We start from the raw sequence: 21169 nt of genomic DNA, 5'->3' as shown, positions 1-21169 counted from the left end.
GGAAATCTTAAGTATTCCAAGGGTTCAGCGGTAACTTATTAGCGTTATTACTGGTTTTGCTCTTTGAATCATGTTGGTCAGTGCGTTTTTTTGCTGGCGCTTTACTTGCGCTGCGTTTAGGTTCGCGCTTGATGCTATCTTTGTTGTTTTCCGTCATTGTTTTGAACTTAGGCTTGAAGTTCAATACTGACACTGGCACCTCTTTGCGAGGCGCAAAGCCGTCAATCTCTCTGCGCTCGATGAGCTGACCAAGTCGACTTTCAATCATGCATAAGTTTTTGAAGTCATCTTTTGAAACCAGAGATACCGCTTCGCCATTGGCACCCGCTCGGCCTGTACGTCCAATACGATGAATATAATCATCGGCTGGGTAGGGCAAGTCATAGTTAATCACCAAGGGTAATTCATCGATATCTAGGCCACGGGCTGCTACGCCAGTGGCGACCAATAAGCCAATTTTGCCGCTTTTAAAGTCAGCCAATATCTTCTCTCGAACCTCTTGGCTTCTGCCACCGTGGATACATTCGGCGGCAATGTCGCGTTTTTCGAGTTGGCTAACGAGCTTCGCAGCGCCTTGCTTGGTTTCGATAAAGATCAGTGCTTGCTGCCAACCGTTTTCTTTAATTAAGTGGCTTAACAGGGCGGACTTCTTATCTTTATCTACTGTGGTTAGCCATTGCTCAATTTTTGGTTTGGAATCTGTATTGGCGATAACCGAAATTTCAACGGGTCTATCGACCGTGGTTTTGGCCAGTGCTTTAACTTGATGTGACAAGGTCGCCGAAAACAGTAGGCTTTGTCTGTCTGTAGGCAACTTGTCCATGATCTTATCGATATCTTCGATAAAGCCCATATCGAGCATTCTATCGGCTTCATCGAGAACCAAAATTTCTAGCTCATCAAAATGAATTGCTCGCTGGGTATACATATCCAGTAATCGACCGGGAGTCGCAACGAGTATGTCTACGCCCTCTAGCAAGCCTTGACGCTGTGGCTCGGCGTCTACGCCGCCATACATCGCCATCGAAGTCAGGTTTAAGTGTTTTCCGTACTGAGTTATATTGGATTCAACCTGCACTGCTAGCTCACGGGTAGGGGTTAGAATTAACGCCCTAATACGTTTTTTACGCTGAGTTTCCGATTGACTGAGTAATTGCAAAATAGGCAGTACAAAGCTGGCTGTTTTACCAGTACCCGTTTGGGCTGCGGCCATTAGATTTCGGCCACTTAAGATCACCGGAATACTCTTAGCTTGGATTGGGGTTGGGGTGGTGTAACCTTGTTCAGTTACAGCGGTAACGATTGGATTGCTTAATCCAAGCTTTGAAAACGGCATGGTGAGTCTCAGTTATCAGTTGGTGATGTTGCTATTGCGGTTAAAGGCGGTGTGTTATCACGGTCGCCAGCTTAGATTATAACAGTATGTCGCTACTCTCGGGTGATATTGTTATCTCAAAAAGGTCACTATTTCATGGTGACCTTACCGCCAACGAATTTATAGGCAGGGGCGCCACGGACTAAGGTATCTCGGGCAAAAACTTGGCCGCATTTAGGGCATGTGCAGGGGACGTTTGTATAGTCGGCCACAATACGTTCTTTAAAGCATTTTATTAGTGCGCCTTTGCCACCCTTTCGGTATTTATAAAGTAACTCTCGACACTTAGCGCAGAATATTTCAACGGTTTGTGTTGGTCCTTTCTTATTTGGTTTTGCCATTCGCCATCTTTGCTGATTAACCTTGCAAGTGATTTTGCCACATAGAATGATAAACGCAGCTATTTATTCGTTTTTATAGGGGCTCAAACTAATTTCAAATGAGTGTTTAACAATTCTGCAACCCAGTTTATGATGGTGTATCGGAGCGTTATTACTACAGGATCGTAATGAAAAAAATAATAAAAATAACAACCGTTGCTTTGCTCTCTATCATATTCATCGCAGCCGTAGGCGTTTACCTATTGCTGTTTATGAGCTTGCCAAAGCTCGATGCTGCCATAGACAGTGATGCTGTCAGCGATAATGTCACTATTGAAAGAGACCGTTTAGGCACTGCGGTGGTGACTGCCAGTAATCGACAAGACGCGGCATACGGCTTAGGTTATGCCCATGGGCAAGACCGATTTTTTCAAATGGATCTGTTAAGGCGTAACTCTGCGGGAGAGCTAGCTGAAATCTTTGGTGAAAAAGCACTTGAGTTGGATAAGAGTCGCCGTTTTCATCAGTTAAGAAAGCGCGCCAATAATATTTTAACAACCCTGCCCAAGGCGCACCTAAAGAGCCTACAAACTTATGCGCGAGGGGTGAATGATGCCATTGCGGCTCAATCGGTTAATGCTTTTGAATATCTTGTGACTGGCGCAAAGCCACGTCCATGGGTGCCCGCTGATAGTTTACTGGTTATCTACAGTATGTATCTAGATCTGCAGGGTAACACCATTAAGCGAGACTTGACCCTCACTTACATACAGTCGATATTTGGCGATGAGATGGTCGCTTTCATCCTGCAACCTAGTCAATATCAGGCGCCATTAGATGGCAGTCTAATCAGCTTGACGCCGCCATCTATCCCTCAGCTGTCACCATTATATATCAGTCAGGCAGTACCAAAAGAGATAGCCGAACCACTGGATATCGGCAGTAACAACTGGGCCGTAACGGGTGAACTAACTAAGAATGGCAATGCCATGTTATCTGATGACATGCATCTGTCTTTTGCTGTGCCTATCATTTGGTACCGCGCTCAGCTTAATTATCAACATAATGGTGACGATGTCAGTATTACTGGAGTGTCACTGCCAGGTGCTCCGGCAATTGTGGTGGGCAGTAATGGCCATGTGGCATGGGGGTTTACTAATGCCTATATTGATACCGCTGATTGGATTGAAATTAGTGATAATACTGCGCTGACCGTTGAGAATGAAGAGATAATGTTGCCGAATTCATCAGTTGACTATAAAATTCTGATGTCTAAATTTGGGCCTGTAAAGGGTACTTTATCGAAGCGCTATGCACTCTCCTGGGTGGGACATCAGGATTACGCTGTTGATATGTCATTAGTCGAGCTTGATAGCATTAAAAATGTGCAACAAGGCATTGCCATTGCCAGCAATATCGGCATACCGGTGCAAAATATGATGTTAGTGGATACCGCCGGTAATGCAGCTTGGAAGCCTGCAGGAGCTTTCCCATCACGAACCAATCCAAGTGACGTAGCAATCGCAGAATCGGACTACCAAGCCGATAACTGGCTTATTGACCAAAATGATTTACCTGAAGTTATTAACCCTGACACCAATCGATTATGGTCAGGCAACTCGCGTGTGGTTTCAACCAAGCAACATAAAGCGTTAGGTGATGGCGGTTATGCTTTGGGTGCCCGTAGTACTCAAATTCGAGACCGACTCTTTGCCGGTAATGACTTTACGGTCGATGATTTTTATCAATTACAATTAGATAATGAAGCACGATTCTTGCTACCTTGGCAGCAACAGTTAATCACGCTGTTAAATACTCAGCCAAAGCGTTTTGCTAAAGATATTGCCTATTTAAATAGTTGGCAAGCCTGCGCTTGTAGTGACTCTGTTGGATACACTTTAGTAAGACAATATAGGCAGCAGCTTATTGATAACACCTTCGCTCCGCTTGAAACTCAGTTGGCGCTGTTGTCTCAGAGTTTATCGCCAGTGAAACGCTATCTAGAGCCTGCAATGTGGCAATTAATCGATGCTCAACCAACATCTTGGTTATCGACAGAATTCTCAAACTGGTCAGCATATATGATCAATATGTATCAACAGAGCAAGCTGCAACTGTTGGCTAAACATAGTAAAAACGGCAATATGGATGACTTAGCGTGGGGGCGTGTTAATCAGCTCAAGATCCAACATCCATTTTCCAAGCAAATCCCGATATTAAGTAGATTACTCGATATGCCTACGGTTACTGGTTTTGGCGATAGCTATATGCCCGCTGTCCAAGGAGCTTCATTTGGAGCCTCTCAGCGATTTATCGTTCAGCCCGGTGATGAAGCCAATGGAGTATTAGCGATTCCTGGTGGTCAATCAGGCCACCCATTATCAAACTTTTACCGTGTTGGCTTTACCGAGTACGCCACGCAGCAACATACACCTCTATTGCCAAGCAAACTACTACACCGAATAGAGATCAGTCCAAAGTGAGTTAAAGGTTAGTGACATTTCAATGATGGAACAAAAATAGGCACATCGGTGTATATACCCATCCTACCTGAAGATGCAGGATTCAGTGGGAGTTTAATGGGCTTGAATCAAGGTCAGTTATTGCTACTGCATAACTGACGTTCACACCATCGCTAGTGCTTGCATTGATTGCAACTAATGGTTGCTCTCTTGGTAAAATCAATAACACAGAGTAAAGCCCATTCTTAATATAAAAAGCATACCCATCAGCGAAGGCGTTGTGCAAGCCCACTTCGTTGTTGCACTCACTTAAAAGGGAATAACCATTTCTACGTTAACGCGCCTAGAATTGAACTCGCACAAAGCCTCTGAAACGAGCCTATTCGAGTAGAATGGGTATATCTTTTTTGTTTCTGCGGTCATCAATGGAGTCAGATAAATTTAATAGCATTAAAAAATCAAAATAAAATGCTGATTATTTGTGCGATAATGGCATATATGGTGCTACATAAAGCCTCAATTGCATAATTATGCTGAATTCGCTTATATTCCGTTATGTTATATCTTATTCTGTTTTTGTGCCCGTTATGTTTAGCACTAAACATAGCGCTTTTTATTTGTTAACATCTGATACAAATAATTACACTTGCGAATAATTACTCAATGATTACGGTTAAATATATTGCCGTGGCCTTAGGGCTACTCAGCTTAACTGCATGTCAAAAGGACCTGACTTTTGAAATAGCTCTCGCAGCTGAGTCAACCCGTTATAGTGAATATACACAACAAGAGTCAGTTGCCTGTGATATTGGTATCTATGCCATCAATGAGATGGATTTTGGTGTTAAAATTGCGCCTGAATTGACCATTTTTACCGAAAACGAACAGTACACCATGAGGATCAAATCATGGGGAGATGACTGGGACTACCTCATTGGTAAAGACGGAGAGAAAGTCAGTAAGCAAGGCTTGTGTTTTAAAGAGATAAACCAAAAATCATTCGCTTGCGACGAAGTACTTTCAGCATTGAGAAATGAACAGTACAGATTGACACTCAATCGCTGTGAAAAACTGGATCAGTCACAACTTGATTGTGAGATTGATGTTGAACTCGCTCATGAAGGTATTCGATTTAAGAAAGAGGACAAGTTGACTCGTATTTAAGCGGGGTAACTTGATGATGTTGTTGCGATGATATCAACTTTCAATCGTTTTTTGAGAGCAACAACATGGTATGCTGTTTATTCGTTTCTCTCTTCATAAATCGTCACCTATAATAGCTTTTATGTCTTTATCAAACTTATCAATAACGTGCTAAAAATTATTCGTCCATTATTTGTTCTCATACTCTCCTTTGTTACTTATGTCACTATCGCTGAAGAAGCTCCTCTGCGGCAAAATAGTTGGGGGCAGTTCATTTTTGAAAATGATGCTTTCGGTGTGCGTGAACCAACCGACGACGGCTACAGTAACGGTGTGGGTTATGCGTGGGGAAAGGCGCCAATCGCCAGTTTTGAAGATATTGATATGCCAGATTGGGTGCGATGGAGTAGCGATTGGACCTATATTAATCAGGGGGGTAAAGGCAACTACACTCTCAGTTATGCCATCGTTCAGGGAATGTTTACCCCATCTGATCTAGAAACGGACCAATTAATCCTTGATGATAGGCCGTACGCTGGCGTGTTACTTTGGCAGGTTAAATTACGCCAGTTCGATAATAACATTGCCACCAGCTTAATGCTTGATGTCGGTGTCGTTGGCCCGGCTTCTTTAGCTGAGCAAACACAAAGTCTCATTCATGGTGTTATTGATGCAAAAAATCCACAAGGCTGGGAGCATCAACTAGAAAACGAAGCTGTATTTCGCATTGAGTCCGAATATTTACGTCGTTTCGCTCAGCTAACGTTATCGGACCAAATTGCAGCTGATCTGAGTTTCTATAGTCAGGCGGGTATTGGTAACTTGCGCAGCGACGCAGGCTTTGGATTAACCTTTAGAGTCGGTAGCGGACTTGATGAAACCTACGCCAGCATCAACCCTACGGCATCCCATAGCGCCAATCCCTACGGCTATATGTCTGATAGAGGGTTTAATTGGATGTTCTATATGTCAGCTTACGGTAGCTACGTATTCAATGACATCTCTATTGATGGCAACACCTTTAAAGATAGTCACTCAGTCGAGCTTATTCATGAACAAGGCCAGCTGAGCATGGGGTTTGCGATGCGTTGGGGCAGTTGGGGCATTCTATTTTCAACACTTCGTGGCAGTCAGCAACATGAGGGGCAAATCTCAGACACTAACTATGGTGCTGCTAGTATTAGTTATCATTATTAGTCTTTCTTTTGAATTGCCAGAGGGATTATCTTTTTACTAAATTAAAGCATAACAGAGGCTGGGCATACTCATATTTATGCCGCTAACATTATTCAGTCTTCATTTGTGAGAGGGAGTTCATTGGCTGTAATCGTGACTTTATAATATTGATTTCTTCCATTTTCTTTTGCTTGGTAAAGCGCCTTATCAGCCATTTCAGTGATCTGTTTTCCTGTGATGCAGCTGTCAGCATTGTCGGAGGCTGTTGGTATAGGGAAAACTTGGCAGACACCAAAGCTCACGCTGACATGATCAGCCACATCAGAGCTAGGGTGAGGCAAGGCTAAGGTTTGCAGTGAATCTAATATTTCTAACAGCTTACGCTCAAGTGCTGCGAAGGGAATATCACTGTAGATCATAATAAACTCTTCACCGCCAAAGCGTGCGCACATATCCTCTGCACGTTTAAAATGTTGCTCCAATAAAGTCGCCACCGCTTTCAACGTTTCATCACCCTTTACGTGACCTAATGTATCGTTATATTGTTTAAAATAATCTATATCCGCCAAGATCAAAGTGAAGCCAATATTTTGCCGCCTTAATAACTGAACCTGACTTTCTAGATGCAATTCAAACGCACGGCGGTTAGCAATTTGGGTTAATTCATCAACATAGACTTGCTGGCTCAACAACGTGTTTTGTCTCTGCACTGTGAGCATAAGTGCATTGAAATGAAAAGATATATTTCTTAGCTCAGCGATAATGTAGTTTTTAGGAAGTTGCTTATATCGCTGCCTTTTATCCATCGCTTTGACATTTTTTGCCAGACGTTGCACTGGGCGAATAATAAACCCAGCGAGCAGAAGGTAAACGGTGACTAATAGGACAATCATCGCAAAAACAAGGCTCAGCAGACCCATTCCCCATATTGAAGGCGGTTTGCTATTGGAATGATACACGGTGACTTTGATCGACGGCTCCCCCTTGGTATTTCTTATGATTCTTTGGCTGAATGGCACTATCTTGGTTAGTTTTATTTCGGCATCTAAATCTTTAATTCCCTCTATTTCACTTTTGCTGTCAATAGGTTCCATAGTCACGGGCGTTGCAGTGAAGAGAGATATTTCGTCGATAAACTCTTGGTCAATAAGTCGAATAAATACTAAAAAGCCATTGGAGGGTAGACTCTTATCAGAAACGAGTATGGGGGTTGAGCTATAAAATGCGGCTCCAGATAGGGTAGAGATAACACCCGTTTTAGGCATCACCTTAGTGCCGTTATAGGGGGTAGCGGTTAATATTTTATTTTCAGGATACTTGTCGAAGCGATATAAATCGAATCGGAGTTCTTGTTGAGTTTTATGGTGATAGCCTTTTGAATATAAGAGAGTAGATTGAGAATCGAATATAAACACAGCGTCTATTTCTAATCGAACGAATGTGTCATTGAGAAAGTTTTCATGCAAGTATTGCTGACTATGGGCGGAGCTTGGTTGTAGTACAAACTCATAGGTTTCATTCCACACCGCATAATCATAGTTAAGCGTAATCATCGGTTTATTCATGCGTTCGAGACCAAAAATTAGGCTACTGGTCTCTCGTTCAGATAGCTTTATCATGGTGTGTTCAAGCTGCGGTATTTGAACCCAAACACGATAACTAAAAACAACCGAAGTGAACACCACCACTATGAGTGCAAATACCCGAACTTGAAGTTGATTGAAGCTTAGTGCTTTCAATTGTTATTAGATGCCTATGTTGCTAGTACTTTTAATGCACTGTACTGGCGATTGTTTTATTTAATTGTAGCAGTGGCTAGATAATTCGTTTGTCTTAAGTTACGGAGTCAAAGTAATTGTAGGGCGCGTTATCAGGCTGATGAACAGAGGTGTTAAGTGATGTTTATCAGTGGTGATGTTTATGTGATAGTGCAGAGTCTTTGGCGGATAAAAGCCGCCAGCAATGGTTAGGGGTTTAACAACATTATAATATTGATACTCAGCAATGACTGAGCGTGTTTAATCGTTAACCTGTTGGATTTTTAGTGAGGTTGTTAATTTTGCAGGCGTTTTTTGGTGGTTGTGCTAGCCTTGAGATGTCAGCGTTATGTTAATGGGTCTGGCCAGTTGTTTACTTTGCTTGGTTAGTCTTTTTTGTTTGTAGGATATTGCGATACATGGAGGTTTTTGTGGGATTTTTATATCAAAGGGATTTGAGATTTTGGCTGAAGGCTGTCTTGGTTTTATTATCATTTTTTGCCAGTCTATTTGTAAACTCTGCATATGCAGGTGCTGATTCACTGGTTTATATTGAAGAACTCAAAGAGGGTGTCGATGATATTCAGGGCTTAAATGGGATCAGTGATGTGACCGTCAGCCCAGATGGGAAATTTGTCTATACCGCATCTCATTCCTCTGCAGCTGTCTCTGTGTTTGCTCGTAATGCTAACACAGGAGAGTTGACCTATAGCAGCACCACCAACGACATTGAGTTTGCTTTTAGTGTTGATGTCAGTCCCGATAATAACAGTGTCTATGTTGCATCACCCGGTGGTGAAGTCCATGCTTTCTCTCGAGATCAAGTCGATGGCTCGTTGACTTTTGTTAATTCACTTGCAGGTACAACGACCGCAGGTTTTGTCTCGGTTAGTGTCAGCCCTAATGGGAAATATGTTTATGGTGTCGGTGGCGCCCCGAGTGGTCTAGTGGTTTTTTCACGTGATCCCGAGACCAGTGCGCTGACATTAATCGAGGATTATATCGATAATGTTGATGCTGATCATTTAGGGCAGTTTTTTAATCCCACCCAGAGCCCAATCAAAAATATCGCTACCAGTGCTGATGGCCAATATCTCTATGTGACCTCAACAAAAGACCACGCGGTATCCTTGTTCAAGCAAGATGAGCTCACTGGCGAACTCAGCATGCAAGCTGGCTATGTCGATGGCGTGGATGGTTTTGAGGGCCTAACAAATGCCTCTTCAGTAAAAATAACGCCAGATGGAAAACACCTGTATGTGAGTGGACAAGGTGCATCTTCAATTGTCATCTTGGATATAGACAGCGTGACGGGTGAGCTCACTTACATCGGTAAAGTGACCAACGGTCTTGATGGGGTAGACTCTATCTCAGGTGCTCGCAGCCTCGCGATTAGCCCCGATGGGCGCTACGTGATAGCGAGTGCAATATCTTCAGACTCCATCACATCATTCTCTCGTGATGCAATAACTGGACTGTTAACTGTTGATACCGTTATTACCAATAGCGATGAAATACCTTTAGTCGCTCCTTCAGGTATGGCCACGGACCCATTGAATCGCCACCTCTATGTTACCAGTCAGAATTCTCACAGTTTATTCGTTTTTTCTTTGCCTACCCCTGCAGTAAAACTTGTCACTAGCAGCGCTATAGCGCAAGTTTCTGGCCCAGCGATTCTCTTAGATAGTCAGCTGGAAGTTGTTGATTCTGATAGCTTAGAGCTAGCTTATGGGACAGTGTCCATTAGCGAAGGTTTTATTGATACCGATGTGCTAGCAGTGCAAGGCCTACCCAGTATTGCAACAAACTATGATGCAGCAACGGGCGTACTCAGCTTAACAGGCAGTGCGCCGCTAGCGGATTACCAGACAGTACTAAGAAGTCTGACGTATCAGGCGGGGGCTGATAGCTCGCTGGCACCGGGAAACTCTTCAACTAGACTGGTTGGGATTGAGGTCTCGGATGGCGAAAATATCAGTGCTAGCGTTATTATTGATATTACAGTACAAAAGCCTAATGGCTTCAATGTGACCTTCGTTGATTGGGATAGCGCTGTACTTAGTTCCCAGCTAATAGCCCTTAACGGTGCAGCGATAGCACCAAATGCCCCCGTGAGACTTGGCTACGGTTTTATAGGCTGGGATGTGGAGTTTGATGATGTTACAGCAAACAAAACCGTTACTGCTCAATACAGTATTAATAGCTATGTCCTCAGTTTTTATAGCGCCGGAGGTTCGTTGATTGCTGATATCAGTTACAGTTTTGCAGCGGTCGTTAGTGCTCCAGCGAGTCCGACTCGCAGTGGTTATGCCTTTACGGGTTGGAGCCCGGTTATCCCAGGCACTATGCCTGCGAGCGATAGCACATTAACCGCCCAGTGGTCAGTCAATAGTTACACCCTGAGCTTTGATAGCGGCGAAGGCTCGCCAGTAACGGCGATTACCGCGGAGTTTGGCACAGCCATTAATGCTCCAGTAGCTCCAACTTGGGAAGGTTACAGCTTTGCTGGTTGGAGCCCGGTTATCCCAGACTCTATGCCTGCGAGCGATAGCACATTAACCGCCCAGTGGTCAGTCAATAGTTACACCTTGAGTTTTGACAGCGGCGAAGGCTCGCCAGTAACGGCGATCACCACAGTGTTTGGGGAGGACATTAATGCTCCAGCGGATCCAACTCGAACAGGTTACAGCTTTGGCGGTTGGAGCCCGGTTATCCCAGGCACTATGCCTGCGGCCAATAGCACATTAACCGCCCAGTGGTCAGTCAATAGTTACACGCTGAGCTTTGATAGCGGCGAAGGCTCGCCAGTAACGGCGATCACCACAGTGTTTGGGGAGGACATTAATGCTCCAGCGGATCCAACTCGAACAGGTTACAGTTTTGCCGGTTGGAGCCCGGTTATCCCAGACTCTATGCCTGCGAGCGATAGCACATTAACCGCCCAGTGGTCAGTCAATAGTTACACCTTGAGTTTTGACAGCGGCGAAGGCTCGCCAGTAACGGCGATCAGCGCTGAGTTTGGGGAAGTCATTAATGCTCCAGCGGATCCAACTTGGGAAGGATACAGCTTTGGCGGTTGGAGCCCGGTTATCCCAGGCTCTATGCCTGCGAGCGATAGCACATTAACCGCCCAGTGGTCAGTCAATAGTTACACCTTGAGTTTTGACAGCGGCGAAGGCTCGCCAGTAACGGCGATCACCGCTGAGTTTGGCGCCGCCATTGATGCTCCCGCAGCTCCAACTTGGGAAGGTTACAGCTTTGCTGGTTGGAGCCCGGTTATCCCAGGCACTATGCCTGCGAGCGATAGCACATTAACCGCCCAGTGGTCAGTCAATAGTTACACCCTGAGTTTTGACAGCGGCGAAGGCTCGCCAGTAACGGCGATTACCGCGGAGTTTGGCACAGCCATTAACGCTCCCGCAGCTCCAACTTGGGAAGGTTACAGCTTTAGCGATTGGAGCCCTGAAATTCCGGCGACGATGCCAGCACAGAATTTACTTGTTAAAGCTGTCTATGAGCAAGTGATGTTGGCCGTCACTGCTACGGTTGAGGGTGAGGCGACAATTAGCCCATCGACTCAGCAAGTGAGTTATGGAAGTGCAGCTATATTTGAACTTAGCTTAGTCAATGTTGATGACATCGTCCTGTTCTCGGGATCCTGCGGCGCAGCTCGCTCTGGTAGCCAAGTTGTGACTGCTGTGGTGAAAGAAAACTGCGTAGTCGCTGTGAATGTTTACCCGACTACTGATGTCGATAAGGAGTCTGATGCTGCATTGGCTAGCAATGATGTAAGCCGTTTCAGCTTTATCAATGGAGCGGGTGACAAGAGTCTCGTCAGCGGCAGCATCCTACGCTCTGGGATCATGTCTGAGCTGACGATGTCCGACATCGATGAGCTGTTAACGGAACAAGGTGATGCAAGCTATCTGTTCAGCGCTCGCCGTACTGGCCGTTATACTTTTGAGTTTGTTGACTCGGTGTCTGGCGAACTGGTGTCTGTGACCTTTGATGTACTACCCTATCTGGCCTTTACATCTAGCCAGCAGCCGACACAGCAGGATACAGAGACGTCGATTCGAGTTTGGTTGAGCGATGAGCCTATTGAATATCCAGTGACTTCGACCGTAATAAAAGAGGGGGTCAGTTCAACGTTACAAAAAGTAGAGCTTACAGCGGATGATCAATTGCTACGTCGTTATACTGTAACGACTTTAGCCTCCGAGGCACAAATTAGCCTGCAGCAGAGCGATATTAGTAATGCCTTGCTTGGCAGCCCAGCAGTACATAAATTGATTGTGCAGCAACAAGCTCCAGCTTTGTCATTAACGGTTAAAGCGACTCAAAATAGTACTGAAACTAAAGTGGTCAGCCAAACTGGCGGCTCAGTCGTTCTCTCTGTCATGGAGCTCAATGGTACAGAGGCTAGTTACAGTTGGTCGTCTTCGAACATCATTTTGCAAGCAATGGGGGAAACTGCCAGCTTTGATCCTTCGCTGTTAGCATTGGGGCGTTACATTATCACCATTGACGCAGAAACCTCTACTGGCCAGGTTGGGCAGTATGAGCTGGCGTTACACGTCATTGAGGATTGCCCCGTTGAAAGTTGTGAAGGTGCTGGATTGAGTGGGATCCCTGATTCAGAAAATAGTTTTTCAGCCACTCCGAACCGCTTGCCCCTTTGTCCTGATGTTGATATCGATAATCGAGTCGGCCAATGTCAGGTGTCAGGCTCTCAGATGATATATGCAGAAGTTCCAAATCTGTATCAGTTAAGTCTGGGAGTTTTGAGCGAAGAGCAGTCTTGGCGCACGGGCCAGTTCGGCCTAGCACTTACAGAGCAGACATTGGCAGATACAGGTTTTAGTCAGCAGGGATTAGTTGTGAACTTTGATGTGTTAGGGCTAGAGCGCCCAGGGGAGTCGGTACCCATTGCGATTCCGCTACTTGACGGAGTCACTATCCCCGCTGATGCCGTATGGCGGAAATACATTCAGCAACAGTGGCAAGACTTTGTAGTGGACAATAAGAACAGTATTAGTAGCGCCCCACGTGATGCCCTTGGTCAATGTCCTGGTGTATCGTCAGACGACTGGACAACAGGGCTGACAGAAGGTCATGGTTGTGTACGTTTAACTATCGAGGATGGCGGACCAAACGATGATGATGGCTTGGCAAATAGCGCGATTCGTGATCCTGGAGTACTAGCAATAATGGTAAATCAAGCTCCTATTGCAAATGCTGATATTGCAGAAACAGATGATAGAACGAGTCTCGTTATCGATGTATTGCTCAATGATACGGATATTGACGGTGATCCCTTGTCTGTCATAGCTGCCAGTGCAGACCAAGGCCAAGTCGTTGTTAATGACGATAATACAATAACTTATTTGCCTAAGAGTGGTTTTGACGGTGTTGATGTTATTAGTTATACCATTAGTGATGGTGAAGGTTTTACTGCTAATGGCGTAGTGAATGTGACAGTCAAAGCTTATCAAAAGGTTGAGGTTATTAATAAAAGTAGTGGCGGTAGTTTGGGGATATATACCCTATTGTTATTAGCCTTACTACTATGCAAAAAAGTGGCTGCATTTCCGTCTGATGCTGGGCGTTATGGACGCAAAAAAATAAAGCAAACAACAATGAGCCTTAAGCTAGTCATCCTCACCTTACTGGGAGTTAGCTGTACCTTTACCACTCAGGCAGAGGACTTCCAAGTCAGTTTATTAGTTGGTCATAGCAAGGTTGATGTATCAACCAATGACTTACAAAAGGACGTTAGTAACGGTGAAGTGAGCTACATTGATAAAAGCAGTACCAGTTGGAGTGCTGAAATGGCTTACTTATTGAGTGCTGACTGGCAGTTGACACTAGGTTATGTCGACTTTGGTGAAGGAGGGGCTCATATAACGGGGGATACCCTAGATACAGAAGCCTATCATGAAGAAGTGGCTAATGTGACGCCGCTATTTCCAGAAGGAGCAATGGCAGGGGCTCGGTATCGATTGCTGTCAAAGGCTGACTGGGATATTCAAGCCGAAGCTGGGGTATTGTACTGGCGTAGCGATATTAGTAGTCGCTCTGGTGATGAGGTATTGCGCAGTCGCAATGACGGCACCGATTGGTATGCAAGTTTGCAAACCAGTTATCAGTTTAGCCCACAATGGGCTGCCACGGCTCGGGTGAGATATTACAATTTACCCTATGAGATCGCTGAGTTCAGCATTGGCGCAACGTTTCGTTTTTAGCTAGAGTATTCGCCTTTAACAAAGCCAATAAGCTGACAGCTATTGGCTTTTTACTTTCAGGTTAACTGGTTTAGAGTCTGTGAATTACGGTGTGGAGATCTCAGGGGTTAAAAATAAAGCATAATCATCGAAACGGATTTCAGCAGTCTGTAGATGCTTAGTGGTGAATTTTGGCGAGTGAATGAGAACTTCTTTGCCGCTGGATAAGTCATACAAGTTTATTGCGATATCGACGGTATCCTTACTCGCTACTTTTGAGGTGAGAACGATCTTTAGCTGGTTAGCAATAATAATTTCGCTTTCTGTTTGATCTTCGCTCAGTATTTTTACATTCGATAACTCGGTACTATTTTCTGCAAATATGAAGTCGATCATAACCGGTTGTGCAGATGCGGGTATGACGATAAACGCTGCTAATATCATTGAGGTAGCGGCTAACAATGCCGCTACTTTTGCCTTGATTGACGGTAGAGCTTTGTTTACCGGAGGCTGAAAATCCACTATTTTCATTTCAAAAACAGAGGCTATTGACTTTACGGACTCCAAAGATGCAGTGCCTGTTTTTTCAATTCGCTGGATTGTTCTTAGGCTAAGCCCTGAGACATTTTCCAAGTGAGATTGGCTCCACGCTCTATTCTGTCTTTGCTCTTTTATAAGGTTGTAATTTACTTGCATGTCCATTTTTCGATTCCTGGTAATTAACTTGAATTTCACAGTCAATATGCGGAGGAATCGCCTGTTTGTATACGTTATCAGTATGACAGTTGTGCGACAAGCCTATGACTTGTATACATAACTGCATTCGAGTGATTTTTTACTTACACTTACTTTGTAGCAGCGAGAGGATTTGTCTTCTTTGTGTAAGTGAAAATGTAAAATAACTAAACTTAGTTTTACCGTATTTCTTATTTTTAATAATGATGTCATAGGGGATCATTCTAGAGACCTTGTAGCCTTCAAAATCGTCCCAAGAAAATTGTTGAATATTTTTGTTATCTTGATAGATAAACTCATTTTCTGTGAGCTTTATAACCTTGTACCCTTGTCGATATATTGCTACCAAATAATGAATCCCCCCAGCGGCTGCTGACAGTATGAAGTAGGAGTCAAACCATTCGTATTCTGCTGGGAAGAGATAAATCATGATGGCGACGACAACCCAGTAGACAATAACACTAACGGTCATGCCATAAAAATGAGCAAAAAAATATTGAAAGCGAGATTGAGTGAATTCCATTTGGCCCTACCTTTATATTGTTTAGTTTAAAAGCGCATTACTTCTATCTACTACAAGTTGATACGATAAATATCGATGTTAAAGCCGCTAAATACGCTAAATACGTTGGGCTCAATAAACTTAAATCTAGCTATGCCTATGATTTTTATAGAGGCTTTGTTGTCACGTTCAACCAGCGCATGAACCGCCACTAGGTTTAATGTGGTTTTAGCAAAACTGAGCACAACAAGTGTCGACTCTATAGCATAACCTGTTCCTTGTTACTGCTGAGCCAGGAGGTAATTAATGTGGAAGAGTTCAGCCCATATACAGCGTGATCATAAAATCGACCATTTAGATTTTCAGCTTGGGTGCTCACGCCCTCTAAGTTAAAACCTAGGCGTTCAGCCACTCTTCGGCTGGCACTATTTTCTGTTGCAGCCATAATTTCAATTTTCTCTAATCCTAGGTCGGTAAAGGCAATATTGATTAGCTTGCTGACGGATTTACTGACGATGCCTTTACCTTGGTATTCAGCGCTGAGCCAGTAGCCTATCTCAGCCTTTTTAAGTGGCTGGTTGATCGCGTTAAGACTCACATTGCCGACGACTTTATCTTCATAAACCATGGCGCAAACTAATGACTTTCCCTCAGCGTAATCGAGCAGAGACTTGGAGATAAAATGACTAAAGAAATCCTCGCTGTCAGCATGGGGCGGCCAAGATAGCCACTGGCTCAAGAGCGCTTTCTCCTTGGATACAATTTCAAAATACCTTTGAGAAAATGATTGCTCAACAAGCGCAAGTACCAAGCCTTTTTCTACTTCCAATGTAAACATGACTCTCCAGACTAAAATAAGTACTAGCTATTAGTTACTAATTATTAATTAGGGCAACCAATACCGATTATCTTTTTATCGTGACGATGAATTCAACCCTAGGGGTCTTCCGCTAAATGGCGTTTTGCTACATCAACCAAACTGGCTTCGTTGTCGATTGTTGTGAGTGTTGAGGCTTTACACATTCCCAGCAACATCTATGAGGTGCACAGCCCAGTACCTGTCCCAAGTTCAAGAAAACTACCCTGTATCTTACTTGCACACAAAGCAGATAGCAGTGATCCAGTATATTCACCCTTAAAGTTACGTAAATACTCTTGTGCGGTATTGGTTTATATTACGGTCTAAACCTAAACTTAAATCGCAGTCTAAACATTCACTTTATATGCCAAGTTATTAGCTTCATCACCTGTTATGCCGCGGAACCCCCAACAATGTTTAGGTTGCTCTTTGATGGTGATTTCAATATCGATTGGCAGGATGTTGGCTTGCGCTTCTATTTGTTTGAACAGTGACTTTATCAGGGCTTTTTTAGTAGCAACCGTTCGGCCTGCCATCATATTGATTTCGATAACAATGTAAGCATCTGAACGTCCACTTGGATAATAGAAGTCAGATTTATCCAATGGTATAAACCTATGCGCTCTCTTATCTTCAGGCATACCTAAAATCGTCTGCATGGATTGGTGGATGGCATTCGACAGTTCAGCTTTTATAGGGGATAAATTTTCTTTAATGCCGTATATGACAATCATGTGGATTCTACCTTAAAGAAATGATGTGGACTCTGGCTAAGCACTACTTTTTGTAGCCTTCAATGAGGCTAATATACTGATTTAACTGATTGGTAAATCCTTGCTTGTTGTGCTTAATCAGCAGTTGGCTATCAGCGCTTAATCGTTCAGGATGTTCAATCCTATCGAGCCAATGCAGGTATAACGTTTTTCTGCCACGATAAAAACTCTGGAAATACGGGTTAGCTATTTTAAATTCACTACCTTGCTTTTGATATACATCAACCCATACAAAGGCACCGTAAAGCTCAACATTGAACAGGCCGATAGCTGCTTCTTCCATTTCATTTTTATAAAGTAACACCTCGCTCTGGCCATCGTTATTAAGATCTTCTAGCACGACAGTGCGCAGCGGCGAACCATCATGATGAGGTGAGCTATGTTGTAACTCATAGCTGAATTGGTGAATCATTGATTGATCCGCCTCTACTGATAGGGATAACAAAATGGAAATGATTATAAAAGCTCTAGCCACAATGACTAACCAGATGACGTTATGTTTGAGAGAGGATCTTGGCTTGCATTTAAACTTGCTTTTTTTACCATCTTTAAGAGCCCTTTGCTATTTATCTAGTATCACTAACCAAGTTAACATCAACAAAGAGCAAATGTTAAGTGATTAATATTAATGATTATTAAATACAGCGTGGCGGTTAAGGTACGCTGCGCCATACATCAGGTGTTTGGCCACATCAACCGCATTACGGTCTTGCTTGTTTTCACAATGAGTTATCTAAATAACTGCCTTTAGCCCATTGGTTGAAGGCGCCTAATGCTGGGGAAGCCCAGATTTGGTAATTCATATCTCGCATGATATGCAGTGGAAGCTAAGCTTAGTGTGTAGCTCAAGGACGAGTAATTGTTTGACGATTTGGTAGTCGATAATATCAAAATGTCTCATGATTATTGACTTATACCATTCACGTAAAAGGAATTTACAATGATTAGGATATTGGTTTTACTGCTCACTTTCCCTATTTTCGCTTTTGCTCTCGATTATGTTGAATATCCAAGATTTGATAGCACTCAGTCGTACCGCAGGGGGGATGTCGTTGCGTATCACAACCACTTATGGGTATCCAAACTCCCAAGTGTTAACCATGAACCGGCTAAAAATTCTTGGCGGTGGGGCCAAGTAGCTCTGACCAACATAGATGAGTGGCGTTATGGCCAGTTATACTTTCTAGGTAATGCGGTGAGCCATCAAGAGAAATTCTATTTCGTCAGAAAGTTTGGGTTTACTAAACCAGAAATGAATAGAGGTGGCTATCAATGGGAGGAGTTTTCTCATCCTGCAATTGGATATGAACTGCCAGATATCGATTATAAGAGTGCGAACTTGGCTGTTGATGGTGTTGACTCTAATTTCAACGGTATCAGGGATGATTATGAAATATTTGTGGTAATGGAGCACACTGATCCTGTCTTACGCCATTTAGGCTTGCAGGCTGCACAACTTTATCGAAAGTTATTTGCTATAGCACGGGTCGATATCGATGAAACCTCTATTCAAGAGTTGGCATTACTTACTGACCAGCTTGTTTCTTTACGTGTTTGCAACCGCCAGAATATTAGAAGTGGGAATTGTTTCAATGGGTATCAGCATAAATATGTAAATACACCAGAGCGCTTTGAGATATTTTTAATGGCTCAAAAGTTGTTATATGAGGTGCTTGGCGACGACTATGAACCCCAAATACCCAGTGAGCCCTGCAAATATATTACAAACATTGGAGGTGAGTAAATATGAAATTTCTAATCCCCCCTGTGTCAGGCTGAAATCACCTAATAAGAGCGGGTTGAAGTGGAATTGTACTCAGTGTGAAAACACCTATCGAGATTCAAACTATATCAAACCCGGTCCGCTAAAAGTAAAATCTATGTACTAACCATTACTCTACACACCTCTAGAAGCTTATCTGCCTTGTGGCGTGCAAGCTTCTAAATCAGGGATGATTTAGCAGAGCCTATAGGGACGTCTATTTTTTGAAGTCAAGAGCCGGCGGCTTGCAAAGGCACTGGCATATAAGCGGCATAACATGAGGGCAAGTTCATGCAAACTCACACAAAAAAGCCACCAGAACCACTTAGTTAAATAAGCAGTGTTCGGTGGCTTTTTCTTAGCTTTTACTTAAAGCTTATCTTTTTCTAAAAATCGCTCAAGGCTGACTCTCAGTTTTTCCTCGAAACTGCCCTTAAGCCATTCTTTGTGTTGGCTTCCAGCGTAGTAATTGAGTCGGTAACTTAACGCCCTGTGAAGTTAAGCTATTAACGCGGTTAAGATACGCTGCGCCATACATCAGGTGCTTGGCTACATCGACGGCATTACGGTCCTGGTAGTTATCTAAGTAACTGCCTTTAGCCCACTGGTTGAATGCGCCGAGTGCCGGACCAGCCCAAATTTGATAATCCATTTCACGGCCGACTTCGCCAGAGTTTGACCAGCGGCTAGAAAGCCCCAGGTACCAGCGGAAGATGAGTGCCATCTTACGCTTAGGGTTACCTGCTGCGCGCTCAATTTGTTTAGGGTCACGCTCGTTAAAGTGGGCGACTGTGCCAGCCCAGATCTCATCAAGAGATGAGCGGAACACTTGCTTCTCTAATTTCTCGCGCTCATCTTTGGGGATGGCTTCGATAGAGTCATAACGGGTGTAGAGTTCATACAGCTTGTTGGCTCGCATAGGGAAAAGCGTACCACGCTTAACTACCTGCAGCTTGACGCCCATCTCGAACATGTCGGCAGCGGGGGCCATGGTCACATCGGCCATCTCAGTGTTTGCCAGTAGCTTGCGGGTGTGCTCACTTGCCCCCGCTTCTACGCAAGCTTGGTTGACTGAACCCGTAACAATGTAAGCCGCGCCCATGTTAAAGGTCGCTAGTGCCGCATCGGGAGTACCAACGCCGCCGCCACAGCCAACACGGATAGGTGTTGGGTACTGATACTTCTCTTGGATCTCTTCTTTAAGCGCTAAAATAGTCGGTAACAAGGTCACTAATGGACGGTTATCGGTATGACCGCCTGAGTCCGCTTCAGCTGTGATGTCATCAGACATAGGCACTGTGAGTGCCAGTTCCATCTGTTCGCTAGTGATTGAACCATCATCGACCAATTTTTGCAGCATTTTGGCTGGCGCTGGCATCATGAATTTTTCAGCCACTTCAGTACGGCTGACTTTGGCAATCACCTTGTTAGCGATAACCACATTGCCATGGCTATCTCGGCTAAGACCTGCGGCACGGTAATAGACGATTTGTGGTGTCAGGCCTAAAAAGGCAGATGCTTCAACGGTGCGCACTTTATGCTTTAAAAATAGCTCAACGCTGCCACGCTCTAACGCTGGCTCACTTGGGCTATGAATAAGGTTAAACATGTAAGGGCCGTTCGGCAGTGCTTTCTGAATACGGTTGATTGCAGCTTCCACACGGCTAGGGATAAGACCTGCTGCGCCAAACGAGCATAGAATGCCTGCTTGTCCAAGTGCGATAACTAACTCTTCAGATGAGATACCGTTAGCCATTGCGCCAGCGTAGTAAGCATACTTTACGCCGTGTACGCGACGAAAATTGCTGTCACCTAGGCTCTCAGTACCAAGGGCAGGAGTGAATGCTGCGACAGGCAGTGCGTTGCTGTTGGCCGCGTGCTCGGAGACTAGATCGGCAGTTTGGGCAATGCCAAAGCCTTTATCACTATGATTGACCACATAGCAGCCACGGCTGAAATCTTTAAGCTGTTGTTCCATAACGGTGGCATCAAAGCTGATATTGGACTCATTTACTGCCCATGGCCACGGAGATAGCATTTCGTTTGTTGTGGTAGGATTCATTATATTTAAGACCCTTAAT

Annotated in this window: 14 protein-coding genes; 5 read left to right on the top strand and 9 right to left on the bottom strand. The window is 44.1% G+C overall.

All coding sequences use genetic code 11. The annotated features are described in order from the left end of the window. Positions 1-7 precede the first annotated feature (7 nt). Together L2755_RS02700 and L2755_RS02695 are read right to left on the bottom strand one after the other, a co-directional pair. On the bottom strand, positions 8-1336 hold the full coding sequence (locus tag L2755_RS02700; protein ID WP_248979215.1) for a DEAD/DEAH box helicase: 1329 nt from the start codon (positions 1334-1336) through the stop codon (positions 8-10). A 128-nt stretch (positions 1337-1464) separates the two neighbouring features. Then, positions 1465-1716 carry a hypothetical protein gene (locus L2755_RS02695; protein WP_248979214.1) on the bottom strand — a complete coding sequence of 84 codons (252 nt, stop codon included), beginning with the start codon at positions 1714-1716 and terminating at the stop codon, positions 1465-1467. Between the two features lie 167 nt (positions 1717-1883). On the opposite strand from L2755_RS02695, the gene L2755_RS02690 reads away from it, so the two are divergent. From L2755_RS02690 to L2755_RS02680, 3 genes are all read left to right on the top strand, one after another. After that, positions 1884-4178 carry a penicillin acylase family protein gene (locus L2755_RS02690; RefSeq protein ID WP_248979213.1) on the top strand — a complete coding sequence of 765 codons (2295 nt, stop codon included), beginning with the start codon at positions 1884-1886 and terminating at the stop codon, positions 4176-4178. A gap of 642 nt (positions 4179-4820) precedes the next feature. After that, positions 4821-5321, top strand: coding sequence for a hypothetical protein (locus L2755_RS02685; RefSeq protein ID WP_248979212.1), 501 nt, complete (start codon positions 4821-4823; stop codon positions 5319-5321). Positions 5322-5468: 147 nt separating this feature from the next. Further along, positions 5469-6497 carry a lipid A deacylase LpxR family protein gene (locus tag L2755_RS02680; protein WP_248979211.1) on the top strand — a complete coding sequence of 343 codons (1029 nt, stop codon included), beginning with the start codon at positions 5469-5471 and terminating at the stop codon, positions 6495-6497. Positions 6498-6589: 92 nt separating this feature from the next. On the opposite strand, the gene L2755_RS02675 is transcribed toward L2755_RS02680, so the two are convergent. Further along, positions 6590-8215: a sensor domain-containing diguanylate cyclase gene (locus L2755_RS02675; RefSeq protein ID WP_248979210.1), complete on the bottom strand. Its 1626-nt coding sequence runs from the start codon at positions 8213-8215 to the stop codon at positions 6590-6592. 497 nt (positions 8216-8712) lie between these two features. Here L2755_RS02675 and L2755_RS02670 point away from each other — a divergent pair, with 497 nt between their 5' ends. Next, on the top strand, positions 8713-14478 hold the full coding sequence (locus tag L2755_RS02670) for an InlB B-repeat-containing protein (RefSeq protein ID WP_248979209.1): 5766 nt from the start codon (positions 8713-8715) through the stop codon (positions 14476-14478). Positions 14479-14562: 84 nt separating this feature from the next. Here the strand turns inward: L2755_RS02670 and L2755_RS02665 are convergent, their stop codons facing one another. From L2755_RS02665 to L2755_RS02645, 5 genes are all read right to left on the bottom strand, one after another. Beyond that, entirely contained in the window at positions 14563-15159 is a 597-nt protein-coding gene (locus tag L2755_RS02665; protein ID WP_248979208.1) for a helix-turn-helix transcriptional regulator, read from the bottom strand. Positions 15160-15292: 133 nt separating this feature from the next. Beyond that, the gene (locus L2755_RS02660) at positions 15293-15715 is read right to left on the bottom strand and encodes a hypothetical protein (protein ID WP_248979207.1); all 423 of its coding nucleotides are present in this window, start codon (positions 15713-15715) and stop codon (positions 15293-15295) included. Between the two features lie 238 nt (positions 15716-15953). Continuing rightward, entirely contained in the window at positions 15954-16532 is a 579-nt protein-coding gene (locus L2755_RS02655) for a GNAT family N-acetyltransferase (protein WP_248979206.1), read from the bottom strand. A 368-nt stretch (positions 16533-16900) separates the two neighbouring features. After that, the gene (locus L2755_RS02650; protein WP_248979205.1) at positions 16901-17287 is read right to left on the bottom strand and encodes a tautomerase family protein; all 387 of its coding nucleotides are present in this window, start codon (positions 17285-17287) and stop codon (positions 16901-16903) included. Between the two features lie 43 nt (positions 17288-17330). Next, entirely contained in the window at positions 17331-17738 is a 408-nt protein-coding gene (locus L2755_RS02645) for a hypothetical protein (RefSeq protein ID WP_248979204.1), read from the bottom strand. Positions 17739-18266: 528 nt separating this feature from the next. On the opposite strand from L2755_RS02645, the gene L2755_RS02640 reads away from it, so the two are divergent. Beyond that, positions 18267-19070 (top strand): hypothetical protein, encoded by an 804-nt coding sequence (locus L2755_RS02640; protein ID WP_248979203.1) that lies wholly within the window; start codon positions 18267-18269, stop codon positions 19068-19070. Positions 19071-19521: 451 nt separating this feature from the next. Here the strand turns inward: L2755_RS02640 and pfaD are convergent, their stop codons facing one another. Then, positions 19522-21150: an eicosapentaenoate synthase subunit PfaD gene (gene pfaD / locus L2755_RS02635; protein ID WP_248979202.1), complete on the bottom strand. Its 1629-nt coding sequence runs from the start codon at positions 21148-21150 to the stop codon at positions 19522-19524. Positions 21151-21169 lie beyond the last annotated feature (19 nt).

This window comes from Shewanella abyssi (genome assembly GCF_023284025.1).
GTDB classification, from domain to species: domain Bacteria; phylum Pseudomonadota; class Gammaproteobacteria; order Enterobacterales; family Shewanellaceae; genus Shewanella; species Shewanella abyssi.
The sequence above is the reverse complement of the archived record's forward strand: the minus strand, read 5'-3'. Positions and strand labels throughout refer to the sequence as shown.